The following is a 17,155-nucleotide window of genomic DNA, read 5'->3' as shown; positions in this document are numbered from 1 at the left end:
CGTAAAAAAAGGCGATACAACCTAAGTTGGTTGATCGCCTTTTTTACATTTGTGTGCTTCTTTCACTTTCAGGTTCTACATGAATAAAGATTTGTGCATGCGGAAATTTTTGCTGAATCTTCTCTTCAATTCGATCACACAATTGATGAACATCTTCAATCGTTGTCTTGCCATCTACAATCAAATGGAAATCAATATATTCCTCTGCACCGGATCGTCTTGTTCGAAAGTCATGATATTCGATGAACTCCTGACTGAACCCTTGAATGATTGCTTCGATCGATTGTTCTTCCTCAGGCGTTAGCCGGGCATCTACGAGCGGCGGGAAAGCTTCTTTCATGAGTTTAAATGCTTCGCGCATAATAAAAAGAGCAAGTATCATTCCAATGATCGGATCTAGGAAATACCAGTCAGTTAATGCGACAAGAAATAAACTGACTGCCACCCCTAATGACGTATACACATCTGTTAACAGATGAAATGCATTCGATTTCATGGCGACAGAATGGACCCTTTCCGCCTCTTTGTTCACAACCTTCGATACGATAAAATTGATGATCGCACCTATTAGCATGACCACAATGCCAAGTACAGGCAGCTTGACTGGCTCTGGATGCATTAATTTGTGAACACATTCGTAGATGATCCAAATGCCTGCAACAAAAATCAACAGAGTTTCAATCGTTCCAGAAATATTTTCGACTTTTCCATGTCCATAAGGATGTTTCGAATCTGCTGGCTTTCTTGAAATACGAACAGAGATAAATGCAATAAATGATGCCATTAAATCGAGAAAAGAATGAATGGCTTCTGATAACACCGCAACAGATCCAGTGAGCAGACCTACAATGATTTTTAAGATGACAACAAATGTGTTGCTCATCACGGATAGAAACGCTATTTTCGATGTCTTCGCTGATTGTTCCATTTATCGTCCTCCTTTAGGAGATCGTATGTCTATGAAAGCACTTCCCATGACTTGATTCGCTCGTTCTTTCAGTTTACACAGTTTTGCTGCTTTCTAATCATGTTCATCGCAGCCTGTATTTTCTCGTGAGGTTACGCTATAATAAATGTTGCTCTTTCTTCAATATATCACTCATGCTGTGATGAATAGGAGAATAGACTACAGATAATGATATCCAGTGCCTTTCGCAGGTGACATTTATGCAGTGAATGGTAAAATAGGATAAAAACATAAATTTTTAAGGTGATGAGAAATGGAGCATTTGCTGAATCCAAGAGTAAAGGATATTGAAATTTCAGGCATTCGAACATTTTCAAATCTCGTATCGTCATATGAGAATGTCGTTTCTTTGACGATAGGCCAGCCCGATTTTTATACGCCGCATCATGTCAAGACAGCTGCCAAAGCAGCCATTGATGAGAATTTCACCTCGTACACACATAATGCTGGTTTTCTAGAGCTAAGACAAGCGATCCAGCATTACATCAAGAAGAAAGTCAATCTTGATTATGAAGCTGAGTCAGAGATCATTGTGACGACAGGTGCAAGTCAAGCGATTGATGCTGCGTTTCGAACCATTTTGTCAGAGGGTGACGAAGTGATTTTACCTGGACCTGTCTACCCTGGCTATGAACCGATCATTCGAATGTGTGGCGGGAAGCCCGTACATATCGACACAACGAATGCTGGCTTTAAATTAAATGCCAAGCTGATTGAGGATGCATTAACGGAAAAGACAAAGTGTGTTGTGCTTCCGTATCCTTCGAACCCAACTGGTGTCACGCTTTCAGAAGAAGAATTGAAAGAGATTGCCCAGCTACTTGAAGGAAAAGACATCTTTATTTTATCCGATGAGATCTATAGCGAGCTGACATTTGACCGGCCGCATCATTCAATCGCTTCTTTCTTAAAGGAACAGACCATTGTGATTAACGGACTGTCTAAGTCTCATAGCATGACTGGTTGGAGAATTGGCTTTTTATTTGCTTCAGCTCCAATTGCTAAACATGTATTAAAAGTACATCAATATAACGTGTCTTGTGCCTCGGCTGTCTCACAAAAGGCGGCACTTGAAGCTGTGACAAATGGTGTGGATGATGCACTTATCATGAGAGAGCAATATAAGAAAAGGCTCGATTATGTATACGATCGGCTCATTTCTATGGGGCTTCCGGTCATTAAGCCTTCTGGCGCTTTTTATATTTTTCCATCCATTGAATCGTTTGGGATGAGTTCCTTTGATTTTTGTATGGAGCTGTTAGAAAGCACAAGACTTGCTGTCGTACCAGGGTCTGCTTTCTCTCCACTCGGCGAGGGGTATGTGCGTCTATCCTATGCTTATTCACTTGAAACACTGAAAGAAGGACTTGACCGCCTAGAACATTTCGTTCTTGAAAAACGTTCCATTCATTTAACAGACTGAAACAACGGCTCTCCTGCCGTTGTTTTTATTTTGCAGGAAACATGATGTGAAATACGGTGCCCTTTTCGGGATGACTATCTACACGGATCGTCCCGTTGTGATTTTCTAAAATATTAAATGTGACCATAAGGCCAAGTCCAGTCCCTTTTTCCTTTGTCGTTAAAAAGGGCTCTCCTATTCGCTTCATGACCGATTCAGGAATACCGACCCCTTCATCACGAATGGTGACATGGATTCCATCTCTTTCTGCTTTGGCCGTAATGTCAACCTTCCCTCCGTCCGGCATGGATTCTACGGCATTTTTGATTAAATTGATAAACACCTGCTTGAGCTGATTTTGATCCCCGTTTATCAGGAGGCCCTCTTCTATCTCACTTGTGTTCATTAAAATGCCATTTAAGTTCGCTTGTGTTTCTAATAAAGCCGTGACTTCGCTGATGATTTTTTTCAAATCTAGTGTCTGCATTGATGCCGTTTGCTGCGGTTTTGCCAGCATGAGCAGCTCGCTTAAAATAATTTCTATCCGGCTCAGCTCAGAGAAAACAATCTCGAAATATTGATCCCGATCTTTTGTTTTCGGTTTAATGAGCTGCAAAAAGCCTTTGATGGCAGTCAATGGGTTCCTGATTTCATGTGCAATGCCAGCAGCCAATTGACCTGCGATCGATAATTTTTCAGATCGGAGCATGAGCTCTTCTGTCTGCTTACGTTCGGATATATCTCTTAAAATAATTTGAACGGCTGTTTCTCCAAAAAATGTAGTTGGGATACACACCATTTCTGTATAGATCAGCTTGTGCTTAAATGTATGACAGCTCATCGTGACAATTTCAGAATCTGATGCTCTTTCAATAATACGTGATATGCTCTTTTTCACTTTTGGCTGGTCACAGGAATGGATTTGATGGAAAATATCTTTTCCTATTAATTTATCGTAATGCTCGGCTTCAAATAATTTAATGCCTGATTCATTCATAAACACCCATTTGTGATCGTGAATGACCGCAATCGTATCAATGGAGTTTTGGATGAGAAGCTGATACCGCTCCCGGCTTTTTTGCAGAACGGTTTGGAATTTCTTACGGGATGAGATGTCTACTAACAGCAAAAGCTCTGCTCGCTGATTTTGATAGATCGTTGGTGATGACTTCACTTCGATATGAATGCTGCTCCCATCTTTCCGCTTCCATATCTGTTCAATCATTCCGACTGGAAGACCTTGCTGCAGCCTCGTAATTCGGCTTCTCACAATGTCATGGTACTCCTCAGCAATAAAGTCAAATGCAGTTTTGCCGATCATGTCATCTCTTGTACTGACCCCCATTAATTGAAGCATCGCATCATTCGCATAAACAATTTCCCCTAAAATCGTAATACATAACGGATTTGGCAGCATGGCAATCAATTGTTCAGCTTCACTGACATGTTGGAAAGCCGGCAGACTGCCTAACGACTGTTCTGACACTTCTGATGTTGTTTGAAATGCTGCTTTTTGCGGTTCAGCGTCCAGCACCCTCATTTTTAGGATCATTTCTCTACTTAATTCACTGTCTAACTCATCACAATCAACAAAATCAATACTAGCTTCAATCCATACAGCTGTTAGGTCACTTCTCAGCAGCCTAAAGTGGCAAATCTCCAGCATGTGCTGATTGTAGAAATAACTCTCGACGAGAAATTGATCTTCGGTATGAACAAAGTCTTTCAAAAAACACCCTAGTAAATCCTTTTGTTCATAGAGCAAAAGCTGCTTACAGTTAGAAGAAATGTAGAGAAAGCGGCCATTAGAAGAAAGAACGGCATGTAAATCGATATTCGAATAAAGCTGATTCGAATCTTTCATTTTTTGTTCCATCGTCGTCCGACCCTCCTTTTCATTTTTTAGGGTTGTCCTTAGATTGATGTATAAAAAAGATTCGCTAGAAAACCCGTATTTTCCTTCCGTCATCGAGGGAAACGTCCATATTTTCAGCAAAAAAGAGCACATTCTCTTGCTGTGCTCTCTGCTGTTTACTGCTTTTCGTATTTCTTTTGTAATTCAACATACTTATCAATAATTTTACTTGGAATGGTTTTAATGACAGGATCTTTGTCTGAGACATAAGGTGTCACGACACTAAAAGCCACTTTTGGATTGGACGATGGATAGTATCCTCCAAAGGTTAAATTGTATGTTGGATTGCCCCACCAGCTGCGGTTGGCACCATAGTAAAAGGTTTGGGCAGTCCCTGTTTTTCCTGAGACATCATGCTGACCAAAGCGGCCTGCGGCAGTACCGCCGGTCGATGTGACCATTTTCAGTCCCATTTTGACACGATCAATATCTGCTTTCGAGTTGTTAATCGTGTTCAATACCTTCGGCTCATATTTTTTCACGACTGGACCTACTTCATCCTTCTTCGTTGGAAGATGAACGCTTTTCACCACTCTTGGCTGAACGCGATTTCCACCATTAGCGATCGTTGACATATACTGGGCAACTTGAAGCGGTGTATACGTGTCATACTGGCCAATTGCTTCATCGAGCAAAAGTCCGCCGACCGTCTTCGGATGTGTCTGCATCCCGCTTGATTCCTGCGGCAAATCGATCCCTGTTTTCACGCCAAGACCGAATTGCGCATAGTAGTTTCTCATTTTTTGCAGGTGCTCAGGTCTTGCTGGTAACGGACCATCCTTTTGATAAGTAATGCCTGCCATTCTCATCGCTACTTGGAACATGTAGACGTTGGAACTTTTTTGGAGAGCCTGAAGGTCATTGACCCATCCAAGAACTTTGTATGACTGTTTCGGCTTTCCACCACTTCCTGCAAAAAAGAGCGGTGTATCCATATAGGATTGGTTGTGCGACATTCCGTCCTGATAACCGCCAAGTACTGTGGCTCCTTTGACTACAGAGCCCATTTCGTACTGGGTCGTAAATGTTCCGATGGCATAATCAGTGACGTCTCTGCCGTCCATTTTCTTTCCAGACATCGCAAGAACATCCCCAGTGTTCGGGTCCATCATCACGACAAATGCGCGGTCCATCATATAGTTTCTCGCACTAGCGGATCTAAGCTCTGATTCGACAATCTTGTCGACTTCCTTTTGCAGCTCCATATCAAATGTCAGTGCAAGGTCAAGTCCTCTTCGTCCCTCTGTCCGCTTGATTTCATCGAGCAGCTTCCCGCCAACCTGAGTATATTGAACGGTCGCTTTCTCCGGGTTCAGAAAATCTTCGTATTGATACTCTAAATAGCTCTTCCCTACTCGGTCATTACGTGAGTAGCCTCTTGCCATATAGTAATCTTCACGCTCTTTTATAATCCCCTGCTCTGGTGTAGTCACACCGCCAAGTACATTATAAAGGGTCTTCTCATACGGATATTTTCTTGTCCAATCGTTGATGACATTCACGCCAGGCAGTTCATCAAGATGTTCTGACACAAGTGAAATCTCTTCATAGGTCAAACTCACAGATGATGTCTGCTTTGACTCTTTTGTTTCATCGAGTAAAGCAACTTTTTCGTCCCCTTTTTTCTCTTCATTTGGGTCCATTGCTTTCACGATTTGAGGCTCAAAGGCATATCCGCCTGTAAATCTACGATAGATCGCTGCAACTGCTTTTTCCTCTGCATTTTTTTCGATCGCCTTGACCTCTTCCTTAGGCACACGCTCTACTTGAAGCGGATAGACATCTTTTGCTTTAAGTTTCTTTTGCTCTGCTTTTGAAATGAGCTTATCCGCTTCTTTCGGATGGCTTGCCAGCCAAAAATCTCGAATGTCACGCTCTCTCAAAAAATCAGTATCCATTTTTATATAAGTCGCAAGTTTTCTTGCTACTTTAATCTTATCCTTCGCTTTCACACCGCTTTCTGATGTATAAACGATGGCAGGTACACTTTCGTTATCAACGACGACTCTTCCTCTCGCGTCATACATTTTTCCTCTTGGGGACGGGTATGATGCTGTTTTGACCTCTGTTCGGTTTGCTTGCTTTTTATAATCCTCACCATTGACGATCTGCAGCACACCAAGCTTGATCACAAGTACAGCAAATAAACTAAAGACAGCGAAGAAAAAGAGATTAATCCTCCAGGCGTTCCGGCGCTTGAATTTTTTCTGCTCGGCACCACCTTGATGCTGTTTCTCTCCCACTTATGTAGCTCCTCTCATCCTTTCAATCTTTTACAATTACCACTCATTATTGTAACACTTTTGTAATAGTTGTTACAGCGAAACAAGTGAAAAAAAGCTGTCAATCCCTATTATGAAAAAAAATATACTAACACTTTAAAATATTGGTATGTTTATGTCGTTTTCATTAAATGGAAGAATCCCCTATCCATTGATATGAGGCGGATTTTTTTATGACTTTAACAAAAATGACAAAAAGGCCTTGTCAATGGAGGATGCTGGTACGTTTATAACAAAAAGTCCATGTTATGATTTTCTGTGAGAAAACAAAACAAAGATTTTAGGAGGAGTTACAATATGAAGAAGAAATCATTCTTTTTTTCAGCGCTAACGGCTGCTGCACTCATCACGTTCACTGGGGGACATTCAGCTGATGCGAAGGAGCTTAACCTGAAACAAGTGATACAAGTACAGCATCAAACTATTGATCTTCATACATTAGCTGCAAAATTACATATCTCTTCAGATGTAAACAAGCTAAGCAAGTCGAATCAAAAAGAGATCGAAGCTCTTTTAAACAAGCTAATCAAAAGCGGTCAACCTGTTACTGGCACAAAAGTGGTGAAAGAAGTAAACAAAGCAAAAAATGAACAAAAACAAGAATCAGTGAAAAAACCTACTGCTTCTAAACCAAGTACGCCAGCAAAACAAAACACAAACAACAATAACAATACAAAAGCTGACCAAAAAGACACAACAGCAGCAAAAGCAGACAGCAGCTTGAATGCATTTGAAAAAGAAGTCGTTGAGCTTACAAACAAAGAGCGTGCAAAGCAAGGATTAAAAGCACTTTCTGTTGATTCAAAGCTAAGCAAATCTGCTCGCGCAAAATCTCAAGATATGAAAGATAAAAACTACTTCTCTCATACAAGCCCAACTTACGGATCTCCATTTGATCAAATGAAGCAATTCGGGATCACTTACAAATCAGCAGGTGAAAACATTGCCCAAGGTCAAAGATCTCCTCAAGAAGTGGTGACTGCTTGGATGAACAGTGAAGGTCACAGAGCCAATATCTTAAACAAAAACTATACACATATTGGTGTTGGTTATGTGAAATCTGGCAACTACTGGACGCAGCAATTCATCGGAAAATAAGAGCAAAAAACCTGTCCCCTATATGGGACAGGCTTTTTTATTTCACCCATAATTTATATATACTCTGTGTGCCGCTGTTTTCTTCTCCCTGCTCACTCAGCTTTTCATATAGTGACTTTGCAAGTGAGAGTCCTGGCATTTCTTCTCCCATCAGCTCTGCTTCTTCAAGTGCTATGCCCATATCTTTAATAAAATGCTTCACGTAGAACCCTGGCTCGAAATCACCTTTCAGCATTCTTGGTGCAAGGTTTGACAAGGACCAGCTTCCTGCCGCGCCCGTTGTAATACTTTTGAGCACGTGCTCTGGATCAAGTCCTGATTTTTCGGCATAGGCCATAGCCTCTGCGACACCTACCATGCCTGCTGCAATCGCAATTTGGTTACACATTTTGGTATGCTGGCCGCTTCCTGCAGGTCCTTGATATTGAATGTTTTCGCCCATTTTTTCAAATAAGGGCAGACACGCTTCATAGGCTGATTTTTCTCCGCCAATCATGATCGCAAGCGTTCCATTTTTTGCGCCTACGTCTCCGCCAGAAACTGGTGCATCTAAGGCAAACAGCCCTTTTTCTTTCGCTTTCACTTCAATGTCTTTTGCCAGCTGAGGCTTCGATGTAGTCATATCAATTAGATAAGTACCAGGCGTAGCATATGCCACAAGCCCCTCTTCACCTAAATAGATTTCTTCTACATCTGATGGATATCCTACCATTGTGATGACAGCATCTGCATGTTCTGCAATTTCCTTCACTGCCGGCTTCCATGATGCGCCTTTTTGAATGAGTGCATCTGCTTTTGCTTTTGTTCTTGTATAAACGAGAACTTCATAACCTGCATCCATTAAATGTTCTGCCATACTGCGTCCCATTACACCAATTCCAATAAAACCAACTGTTTTGATTGTCATCACTTATTCCTCCTCAAAGAGACTTTGTCAATCCACCATCAATGATAAGTGTTTGACCTGTCATATATGTACTTGCTTCAGATAAAAGAAAAGCTGCATATGCTGCAAATTCCTCTGGCTGTCCATAACGGCCAAGCGGAATCGCATGTTCAGCCTGTGCTTTGATTTCTTCAACCGTTTGGTGCTCTGCCTGCGCGCGGTGCTTGTCCAGCTGTTTGACTCGGTCTGTTTCAATTTTTCCTGGGGCTAACGTATTAATCAAAATCCCATCCTTGGCAAGCTCCTGAGCGGCTGTTTTTGTCCAGCCCACAATAGACGGTCTAAAAGTATTTGACAGCATCAAGCCTGGGATCGGTTCTTTTACTGACATAGACGCAATGTTTAACACGCGTGCACCGCGTTTTTTCAAGTAAGGCAAGGCCTCTTTTAATAATCGAATATAGCTGAGTAAATGAAGCTGAAATGATTCCATCCAGTCTTCATCTGTTAAGGTTTCAAGCGTCCCTGTTTTAGGCCCGCCTGTATTGTTCACAAGAATGTCTAGATACTTCTCATCACCAGCTGCCGCTTGAACTAGCGCCTTGATTTGCTGCGCGTCAGACACATCACATACTTGATAAGTCAGCTTTCCTTTTACAAGCGGAGATAATTCTTTTAACGTTTCTTTCAGCGTGTGCTCATGCCTTCCTGAAAGCATGACATCAGCTCCCTCTTTTGCTAGAGCAAAGGCAATGGCTTTTCCAATACCTTGACTGCTTGCAGCGACCAATGCTTTTTTTCCAGATAAATTGACATTCATGTCAACACCTCCTCTGCTTTATTTTATCATACAAAAAGAACCTTGCTCACGCCGCAAGGTTCCTTTCTGCTTGATTACACCTTAAATCTGTCAACCGCCTGACGTAACGCCTGGCTTGATTCGTTCAGCATTTCAGTCGAAGTTTTCGTTCTTTCTAACGCTTGGACTTGTTCATCTGTAGACGCATGTACTTCCTCAGCTGAAGCCGCAGATTCTTCAGAAATTGCAGCAATGCTTTGAATGGAATCACTCATCTTCTGCTGTTCTTCTGTCATTTCATTGATCTGTGTATGAATGCTGTCGATTGATCCGACAAGTGCCTGCATTTCCATTGTGATGCTGCTGAGTGCCTCGCCTGTTGCATTAATGGCGTCACCTTGTTCCTCATTCATCTTACTTGCTACTGTCATCGCTTCAGCCGCCTTCTTCGATTCATCTTGAATGAGTTTAACGGTTTCACTAATGTGTTTTGTTGATTCCGCAGATTGTTCAGCAAGCTTTCTGACTTCTTCTGCAACAACAGCAAAGCCTCGTCCGCTTTCTCCAGCTCTCGCTGCTTCAATGCTTGCATTCAGTGCAAGTAAATTCGTTTGATCCGAGATTTGAGAAATGGCTGTCACTACATTTTCAATATTTTTTGTTTTATGCTCCAGGTCTAGCAGCATTTGCTCTACCTTTTTCGATTCTTCGCTCGCTTTTGTTGATTTTTGAACGAGCACCCCAAGTGCATCTAGCCCTTTATAGCTTGCGTCTTCTGATGATTTTGAGTTGGTTTGCATTTGTGAGGCAAGCTCACCCATATGGCGCACTTTCTCATACAAATGCTCTGATTTCTCATTAATCGTTTCTGCATCTGAAGCCTGCTTAGACGCCCCTGTTGCCACCTCTTGAATGGCCGTTGCAATCTGCTCGCTCGACAGCAAGGTTTCATTTGAAATTTGTGTGACTTCATCCGTTGATTTTACTACTTGATCTGAAGCCCCTTTTACTTTTTCAATTAACTCTCTGATCCCCTCGGTCATTTGATTAAAGCTCTTTGTGAGGAAACCAATCTCATCTTGAGATTTCGTTTCAAGTGGGCTGGTTAAATCACCTTCAGATACCTTACGCACATGCTCAATCAGACGCTTGATTGGCGTTGTAATGCTTTTTGCTAATAAGAAACTGAGAATGATCGCAATAATAATGGCAATCACTGAAATAATGATGCTTGTCTGATTCATTTGTTCTGTGATCCAAAGCAGTTTCTTTTTCTCAAAGCTGACACCTATTGTCCAGTCTGCTTCTTTGATTTTAGAAATAACCGTCAGTTCTTTTTTATCATCAATACCGGAATTGTCGACCGCTTTTTTTACAGAAGCGACTTTTGATATGTTTTTTCCTTGCTCAGTTGGATGTGCCAAAATCGTTCCTTTGCCATCAACTAAGAAAGCAGTTCCCATATAAGGAATCTTTTGTTCCTTAATATACGATTGAATGGAAGATAGCTTCAAATCAAGTCCTGCGACTCCAACAACTTTTCCATTTCGCACAATTGCCTTGGTGGCTGAGACAACCATTTCATTCGTTGCTTTATCAATGTACGGATCTGTCCAGATGACTTCATCAGGCTTTTCAGCAGAATTGATAAACCAATCTCTCTTTGTTGGATCATATCCTTCACCAAAATCAGATTCAGGGAAGGCAAACATTTTGGCGTCACTTGTTCCTATATAGGCAAGTGAAATCAGTTCATCCTGCTCCTGCAAGCCTTTTAGTTCATCATTTTCAAAGGCTAATATTTGTTTTGTTTGCTTTTGAGCAAAATCTTCTGTCAGTGTACTTGTTGCCAGTTTGTTTATTGTATCCCCGTAATTATCAAGCTTTTGAGCAATAATATCTCTCATGCTTTCTGCTGTTGCTACTGTGGTCGTTTTTGCATCCCGTTCAATGAGTGGTGTTAATACCATGTTGGAACCCACTTGAACTGCCACAACGGTTAAAATTAAAATAACTGAGATGAAAACAGCTATTCTCACTTGAAGTTTCTTAAACATCTCCTCACACCCCTATATCCTACTTTCATACCTTGTTTTATATATCGGCAAAATTGATACCGCATTCAATAGTTGCGAGAAAATTTAAATAGAAAAAACAAGCCATAAAGGCTTGCTTTAAGTAAAATATTCAATTTTTGCATTCGGAAAGTACTGATCGATATATGATTCTAACGTCTGTCTTAGTTCTTGTTCCTCATCTTTTTGATAGATATATTTCCCAATTCCATATCTACCCCACTTGTAACGTCTTTTTTCTTCATCTAATTCTAATTTTGATTTCGGATAGTTTTTTTGGATCACACGCTTCGCTGGTTTTGTAAAACGATGCTGGATCATTTCAAAGGTGATATCGTGCCTCACATCTTCAGGTAGAGCTGCATCGAGCTTTTCAAAAAGAACTTTATATCCTTCCTGCCAGCCTTCGTGAATGTAGATTGGGGCAATAATAAAGCCAAGGGGATAACCTGCTTTCGCAACCTTGACAGCCGCTTCAATCCGCTGATCTAACGGTGATGTACCGGGTTCGAAATATTTAATGACATAATCTGCATTGATACTAAAGCGAAATCTTGTCCGGCCATTATGCTTTGCATCAAGTAAATGATCGACATGATGAAATTTGGTCACAAAGCGAAGCTTGCCAAGATCAGTCTGGCCGAAGTATTCAATTGCTGTCTTTAGTGTATGTGTCAGATGGTCAATTCCTACAATATCTGACGTACAAGAAGCTTCAAATCTCGTGATTTCTGGCGCACGTTCGTTCATGTACTGCTCCGCCTGATCTAATATTTCTTCAACATTCACATATGTTCGAATGTATGGCTTACTTCCCATCGTCGTTTGCAGATAGCAATAATGGCAATGCCCCATACAGCCTGTCGCAAATGGGATCGCATACTCTGCAGATGGTTTAGACGTATCGAACTTCAACGTTTTCCTCACACCAATGACAAGCGTTGATTTCGCATTACGATACTTTTGCAAGTCATTTTTACCCGGAATATTTCTTACTTGGTTATGTGAAGTCGTTTCCCTTATTTCAATCCCCATACCCTCGAACTTTTCCTTCAGTTCTCGTCCTAACGGGTACTCTAACGCCCGTGGTTCAATGTACACAAGCTGGGGCACAAAAGGTTTGATCATATTTAGCACATCCTTACCTTATAGGTTTTCTACCGTTACTTTAACCGTGCAAGATGGCTTTTATCCTTTCTAAAATCTCCCTTATTCAAACAAATCTTGATAAAGAGCTTCTGCTTCTTCATATGTCGAAAAGACCGCATCATCTGGAGCTAAAGGATGGTACGTTTCAAGTAAAAATAGGGCAAGCTCCTCTTCGTTGTATGGATGTGAAACAATTTCTGCTTCTTTGATTTGTGCTACGTTTGCTGCATGTGGATTTCGATAAATCACATAGACTTGATCACCCGGTTGATAGTCTGAGAAAGGCAATCTGGTCACCTCCATTTTTCTTATAGAATGCCCTTCTCTCTGACGGATATGACCCAATATGATAAAATTCGACAAAAAAACCAGACAGGGTGACTGTCTGGTTTGAATTCACTTAGTTATGTTGAAACGTTTTCTTCACGAAATCAACTACTTCTTCTGTAGTGCTAAGTGATAAAATATGCTCTTTAAATGATGCAGCTTCTTCCTTAGAAAGCTTGCTTAGCTGAGTTCTTGCTGGAAGAATAGATGTTGCACTCATTGAGAATTCATCTAATCCTAATCCAAGTAGAAGAGGAATGGCGATTTCATCTCCTGCCATCTCACCGCACATGCCAACCCATTTACCTTCTTTATGCGCTGCTTCAATAACAAGCGTAATCAGACGTAAAATCGCTGGATTGTAAGGCTGGTAAAGATAAGACACTCGTTCGTTCATTCGATCAGCAGCCATTGTGTATTGAATCAAGTCATTCGTTCCAATACTGAAGAAATCAACCTCTTTTGCAAATTGGTCTGCGATGACAGCTGTTGATGGAATTTCTACCATTATACCGATTTCAATGGAATCGGATACGTCTGTACCAGCGGCAACCAATGCTTCTTTTTCTTCAAGTAAAATGGCTTTTGCTTCTCTAAATTCTGATAACGTCGCGATCATAGGGAACATGATTTTCAAGTTTCCATATGTACTTGCACGAAGTAAGGCGCGTAGTTGTGTTCTGAAAATCTCCTGTTCTTCGAGGCAAAGGCGGATCGCTCTAAAGCCAAGAAACGGGTTCATTTCTTTTGGAAGCTGCAAGTAAGGAAGTTCTTTATCGCCACCAATATCTAGTGTGCGGACAACCACTGCTTTGCCTTCCATTCTCTCTAAAACAGTTTTATATGCATCGAACTGCTCTTCTTCTGTAGGAAGCTGATCTCTGCCCATGTATAAAAATTCAGTACGGTACAATCCGACTGCTTCGCCGCCATTTTCAAGTACACCTTTTACATCTTCAGGTGTTCCGATATTTGCAGCTAGCTCTACGTGAACGCCGTCTTTTGTGACCGTTGGCTGATCAACAAGTTTCGCCCATTCCGCTTTTTGAGCTAAGTAGTCTTCATGCTTTTTTTGATACGCTTTCACTTCATCTTCAGAAGGCTGAATGATGACGTCTCCGCTAATACCATCAACAATGATCAGATCATTATTTTTCACCGTTTTTGTTGCTTCTTTTGTTCCAACAACAGCTGGAATCTCCATTGATCTTGCCATAATCGCTGAGTGAGAAGTACGACCGCCGATATCTGTCGCAAAACCTTTGACAAATTGTCTGTTCAGCTGAGCTGTATCGGAAGGAGTCAAATCTTCAGCAATGATGATGACTTCTTCAGAAATCATGCTTGGATTCGGAATGTCAACGCCTAGCAAATGTCCAGTTACACGTTTTGTTACGTCGCGAATATCCGCTGCACGTTCCTTCATGTATTCATTGTCCATTGCTTCGAACATTGTGACAAACATTGTCGCTGTTTCTTTTAAAGCAAATTCAGCATTTACTTTATCAGAGTTGATTTTATCCTTTACTGGGTTTAGCAGCTCTGGATCACTTAACACAAGAAGGTGTGCAGAAAAGATATCTGCTTTGTCTTGGCCAAGCTCTTTTAGCGCATGTTCTTTAATTGCTTCAAGTTCTTGTTTAGAAACATGAATTGCTTCTTCAAAACGCTTCACTTCTGTCTCTGGATCGTTGATGTCTTTTTGGTGAACTGTTAAATCTGGTTCTTCCAGACGATATGCTTTTGCAATCGCAACGCCTGCTGAAGCACCGATTCCTTTCAGTTGTTGCATTACTCGCCTAGGCCTTCACTTTTCATTGTGTCTTTAAGTGCAGCAAGTGCATCATTTTCATCAGAACCAGAAGCAGAGATAGTGATTGTAGCACCTTTCGCAATTCCTAGAGACATTACACCCATAATAGATTTCAGGTTCACTGTTTTACCATTATATTCTAAGTTGATATCAGCATCATATTTACTAGCAGTTTGTACAAGAACTGTTGCAGGACGTGCGTGAATTCCAGAATCTGCAGTTACTTTGAATGTTTGTTGAGCCATTTTTATCAATCTCCTTTTTATACAATTAATACATCCACAATATTATATCATACTGCCGAGCTTGTCATCTAACAAGAACGGCAGTTATGAAAATTATTTTGAAATTTTCATGATGTTTTCTTGACCAGCGTTGATTTCACCGGATTTTTGAAGGTCAATAAATTGTCCTTCACTTAAGTTGGTAAATACAATTGGTGTCATTAAAGATGGTACTTCAGACTTAATTTTATCAATATCAACCTCTAAGAGTTTTTGACCGATTTCTACTTGATCTCCCTCTTGTACAAATGCTTCAAATCCTTCTCCTTTGAGGCTGACCGTATCAATACCGAAGTGGATTAAAATTTCAAGTCCACCATCAGATTGCAGGCCAATTGCGTGTTTCGTTGGGAATACATTTAAGATCTTCCCTTTCACCGGTGAAACCACCGTTCCATCTGTTGGCAAGATGGCGAAACCGTCACCCATCATTTTCCCTGAGAATACTTGATCTGGTACATCTGTAATCGGATGAAGCTCCCCTGTAATTGGTGAAGCAAAGATTTCTTCACCTTGCTCGTTTTGAAGTGGTTTTGCAATGACTTCTTCGACCTGCTGGCTGACTTCTTCTTTTGCAGAAGGGTCTTTCGCTGGACGAGGCGTGCGGCCTGCAATGATGTCCTGCATTTGTGTTTTTAAATTATCAGAGCGTGGTCCGAAGATAGCCTGAATGTTGTTTCCTACTTCAAGAACTCCTGAAGCACCAAGCTTTTTCAAGCGGTCTTTGTCCACTTTCTTCTGATCATTCACAGTAACACGTAAACGCGTAATACAAGCATCAAGGTGTTTAATGTTTTCTTGGTCACCCATTGCTTCAAGAATTTCATAAGGCAAGTCATTACCCTTTTCAGACTTAGCACTACTTGCACCGTCAGCTGCTTCATCCTCACGGCCTGGCGTTTTCAGATTAAATTTGCGAATAGCGAATCTAAATCCGAAGTAATAAATAACGGCAAGTACAAGACCAACTGGAATCACAAGCCACCAAGCAGTTCTGTTTGGCAAGATTCCGAATAAGAAGAAGTCGATTAATCCTCCTGAGAAGGTCATACCGATTTTCACGTTTAGAATATCCATTATCATAAAGGATAATCCAGCAAATACACAGTGGATTGCAAATAACACTGGTGCAACAAATAAGAATGAGAATTCAAGCGGTTCAGTAATCCCTGTTAGGAAAGAAGTCAGGGCTGCTGATCCCATAATTCCAGCGACAAGCTTTTTATTCTTTGGTTTTGCTTCATGGTAAATCGCAAGTGCTGCTGCTGGGAGTCCAAACATCATGAACGGATATTTTCCTGTCATGAATGTACCAGCTGTCAGCTGAACACCATCTTTGATTTGTGCCATGAAGATACGCTGATCACCACGGACAAGCTCACCTGATAAGCTCTTATAACTAAAGAACTCATACCAGAATGGCGAGTAGAAAATGTGGTGCAGACCAAACGGAATTAATGAGCGTTCAATAACACCGAATACAAAGGCAGCAAGCGGCTCATTCGCTGCGAGCAGTCCTGTTGAGAACGAGTTCAGTGCACCTTGGATTGGCGGCCAAATGACTAGCATCAAAAGCCCTAAAATAAGTGCTGAAATAGATGTAACAATTGGAACAAAGCGTTTTCCAGCAAAGAAGCCGAGATATTGCGGAAGCTCAATTTTATAAAATTTATTATACATATAAGCTGCTAATACCCCGACAATTATCCCGCCAAAGACGCCGGTAGACAAGGTCGGAATGCCAAGCATATTAATATACGCTGGATGGCTTTCCTTAAAGAACTTAGCCAATTTGATGGAATCAGATGGAATTGATCCATTGGCCATTAATACGGCGCTCATTGTCACGTTCATGACAAGATAACCGATAATTGCGGCAATCCCTGCCACACCGTCTCCATTAGCTAGACCGATGGCAACCCCTACAGCAAATAAGAGCGGAAGATTCGAGAAGACAATGTTCCCTGCATTTTCCATGACGCTTGCAACAAGCTGAATTGTATCATTGCTTAAAAATTGAGCTACATCAATCAGCTGCGGATTTTGCATCGCATTCCCAAGTGCTAGTAAAATACCAGCAGCAGGAAGGATCGCAACTGGAAGCATAAGTGCTCGTCCAATTTTTTGCAACACACCAAAAAGTGATTTAAACACTAGT

The 17,155-nt window shown here is 41.2% G+C and carries 13 protein-coding genes; 2 read left to right on the top strand and 11 right to left on the bottom strand.

Going from position 1 to position 17,155, the window contains the following annotated elements; translation table 11 throughout:
* Positions 1-43: 43 nt before the first annotated feature.
* Entirely contained in the window at positions 44-928 is an 885-nt protein-coding gene (locus tag MHH68_RS06765; protein WP_339165662.1) for a cation diffusion facilitator family transporter, read from the bottom strand.
* Positions 929-1,220: 292 nt separating this feature from the next.
* Here MHH68_RS06765 and MHH68_RS06760 point away from each other — a divergent pair, with 292 nt between their 5' ends.
* Complete coding sequence (locus MHH68_RS06760; RefSeq protein WP_339165661.1) at positions 1,221-2,390, top strand: aminotransferase A; 1,170 nt, start codon at positions 1,221-1,223, stop codon at positions 2,388-2,390.
* A gap of 25 nt (positions 2,391-2,415) precedes the next feature.
* Here the strand turns inward: MHH68_RS06760 and MHH68_RS06755 are convergent, their stop codons facing one another.
* The gene (locus tag MHH68_RS06755) at positions 2,416-4,245 is read right to left on the bottom strand and encodes a PAS domain-containing protein (protein WP_339165660.1); all 1,830 of its coding nucleotides are present in this window, start codon (positions 4,243-4,245) and stop codon (positions 2,416-2,418) included.
* 155 nt (positions 4,246-4,400) lie between these two features.
* Positions 4,401-6,527, bottom strand: coding sequence for a penicillin-binding protein 2 (locus tag MHH68_RS06750; protein ID WP_339165659.1), 2,127 nt, complete (start codon positions 6,525-6,527; stop codon positions 4,401-4,403).
* 336 nt (positions 6,528-6,863) lie between these two features.
* Between MHH68_RS06750 and MHH68_RS06745 the strand changes: the two genes are divergently transcribed.
* Positions 6,864-7,664: a CAP domain-containing protein gene (locus tag MHH68_RS06745; protein WP_058014129.1), complete on the top strand. Its 801-nt coding sequence runs from the start codon at positions 6,864-6,866 to the stop codon at positions 7,662-7,664.
* A 37-nt stretch (positions 7,665-7,701) separates the two neighbouring features.
* Here the strand turns inward: MHH68_RS06745 and MHH68_RS06740 are convergent, their stop codons facing one another.
* From MHH68_RS06740 to ptsG, 8 genes are all read right to left on the bottom strand, one after another.
* Entirely contained in the window at positions 7,702-8,571 is an 870-nt protein-coding gene (locus tag MHH68_RS06740) for an NAD(P)-dependent oxidoreductase (protein ID WP_339165658.1), read from the bottom strand.
* A 13-nt stretch (positions 8,572-8,584) separates the two neighbouring features.
* Positions 8,585-9,370: an SDR family oxidoreductase gene (locus MHH68_RS06735; RefSeq protein ID WP_339165657.1), complete on the bottom strand. Its 786-nt coding sequence runs from the start codon at positions 9,368-9,370 to the stop codon at positions 8,585-8,587.
* A gap of 74 nt (positions 9,371-9,444) precedes the next feature.
* Positions 9,445-11,406, bottom strand: coding sequence for a methyl-accepting chemotaxis protein (locus MHH68_RS06730; protein ID WP_339165656.1), 1,962 nt, complete (start codon positions 11,404-11,406; stop codon positions 9,445-9,447).
* 117 nt (positions 11,407-11,523) lie between these two features.
* A complete protein-coding gene (splB, locus tag MHH68_RS06725; RefSeq protein ID WP_058014133.1) occupies positions 11,524-12,552 on the bottom strand; it encodes a spore photoproduct lyase in 1,029 nt (342 codons plus the stop codon).
* 81 nt (positions 12,553-12,633) lie between these two features.
* Positions 12,634-12,876 carry a transcriptional regulator SplA domain-containing protein gene (locus MHH68_RS06720; protein WP_058014134.1) on the bottom strand — a complete coding sequence of 81 codons (243 nt, stop codon included), beginning with the start codon at positions 12,874-12,876 and terminating at the stop codon, positions 12,634-12,636.
* 97 nt (positions 12,877-12,973) lie between these two features.
* The gene (gene ptsP, locus MHH68_RS06715; RefSeq protein ID WP_058014135.1) at positions 12,974-14,692 is read right to left on the bottom strand and encodes a phosphoenolpyruvate--protein phosphotransferase; all 1,719 of its coding nucleotides are present in this window, start codon (positions 14,690-14,692) and stop codon (positions 12,974-12,976) included.
* Entirely contained in the window at positions 14,692-14,958 is a 267-nt protein-coding gene (locus MHH68_RS06710) for a phosphocarrier protein HPr (protein WP_003211078.1), read from the bottom strand. The genes ptsP and MHH68_RS06710 overlap by 1 nt, the downstream gene beginning before the upstream one ends.
* A 93-nt stretch (positions 14,959-15,051) precedes the next feature.
* Positions 15,052-17,151 carry a glucose-specific PTS transporter subunit IIBC gene (ptsG, locus tag MHH68_RS06705; RefSeq protein WP_058014136.1) on the bottom strand — a complete coding sequence of 700 codons (2,100 nt, stop codon included), beginning with the start codon at positions 17,149-17,151 and terminating at the stop codon, positions 15,052-15,054.
* Positions 17,152-17,155 lie beyond the last annotated feature (4 nt).

Source organism: Bacillus sp. FSL K6-2841 (assembly GCF_037976435.1).
Taxonomy (GTDB): Bacteria; Bacillota; Bacilli; order Bacillales; family Bacillaceae; genus Bacillus; species Bacillus pumilus.
Note: the sequence above shows the minus strand (reverse complement) of the source record. Positions and strands in the feature narration are given on the sequence as shown.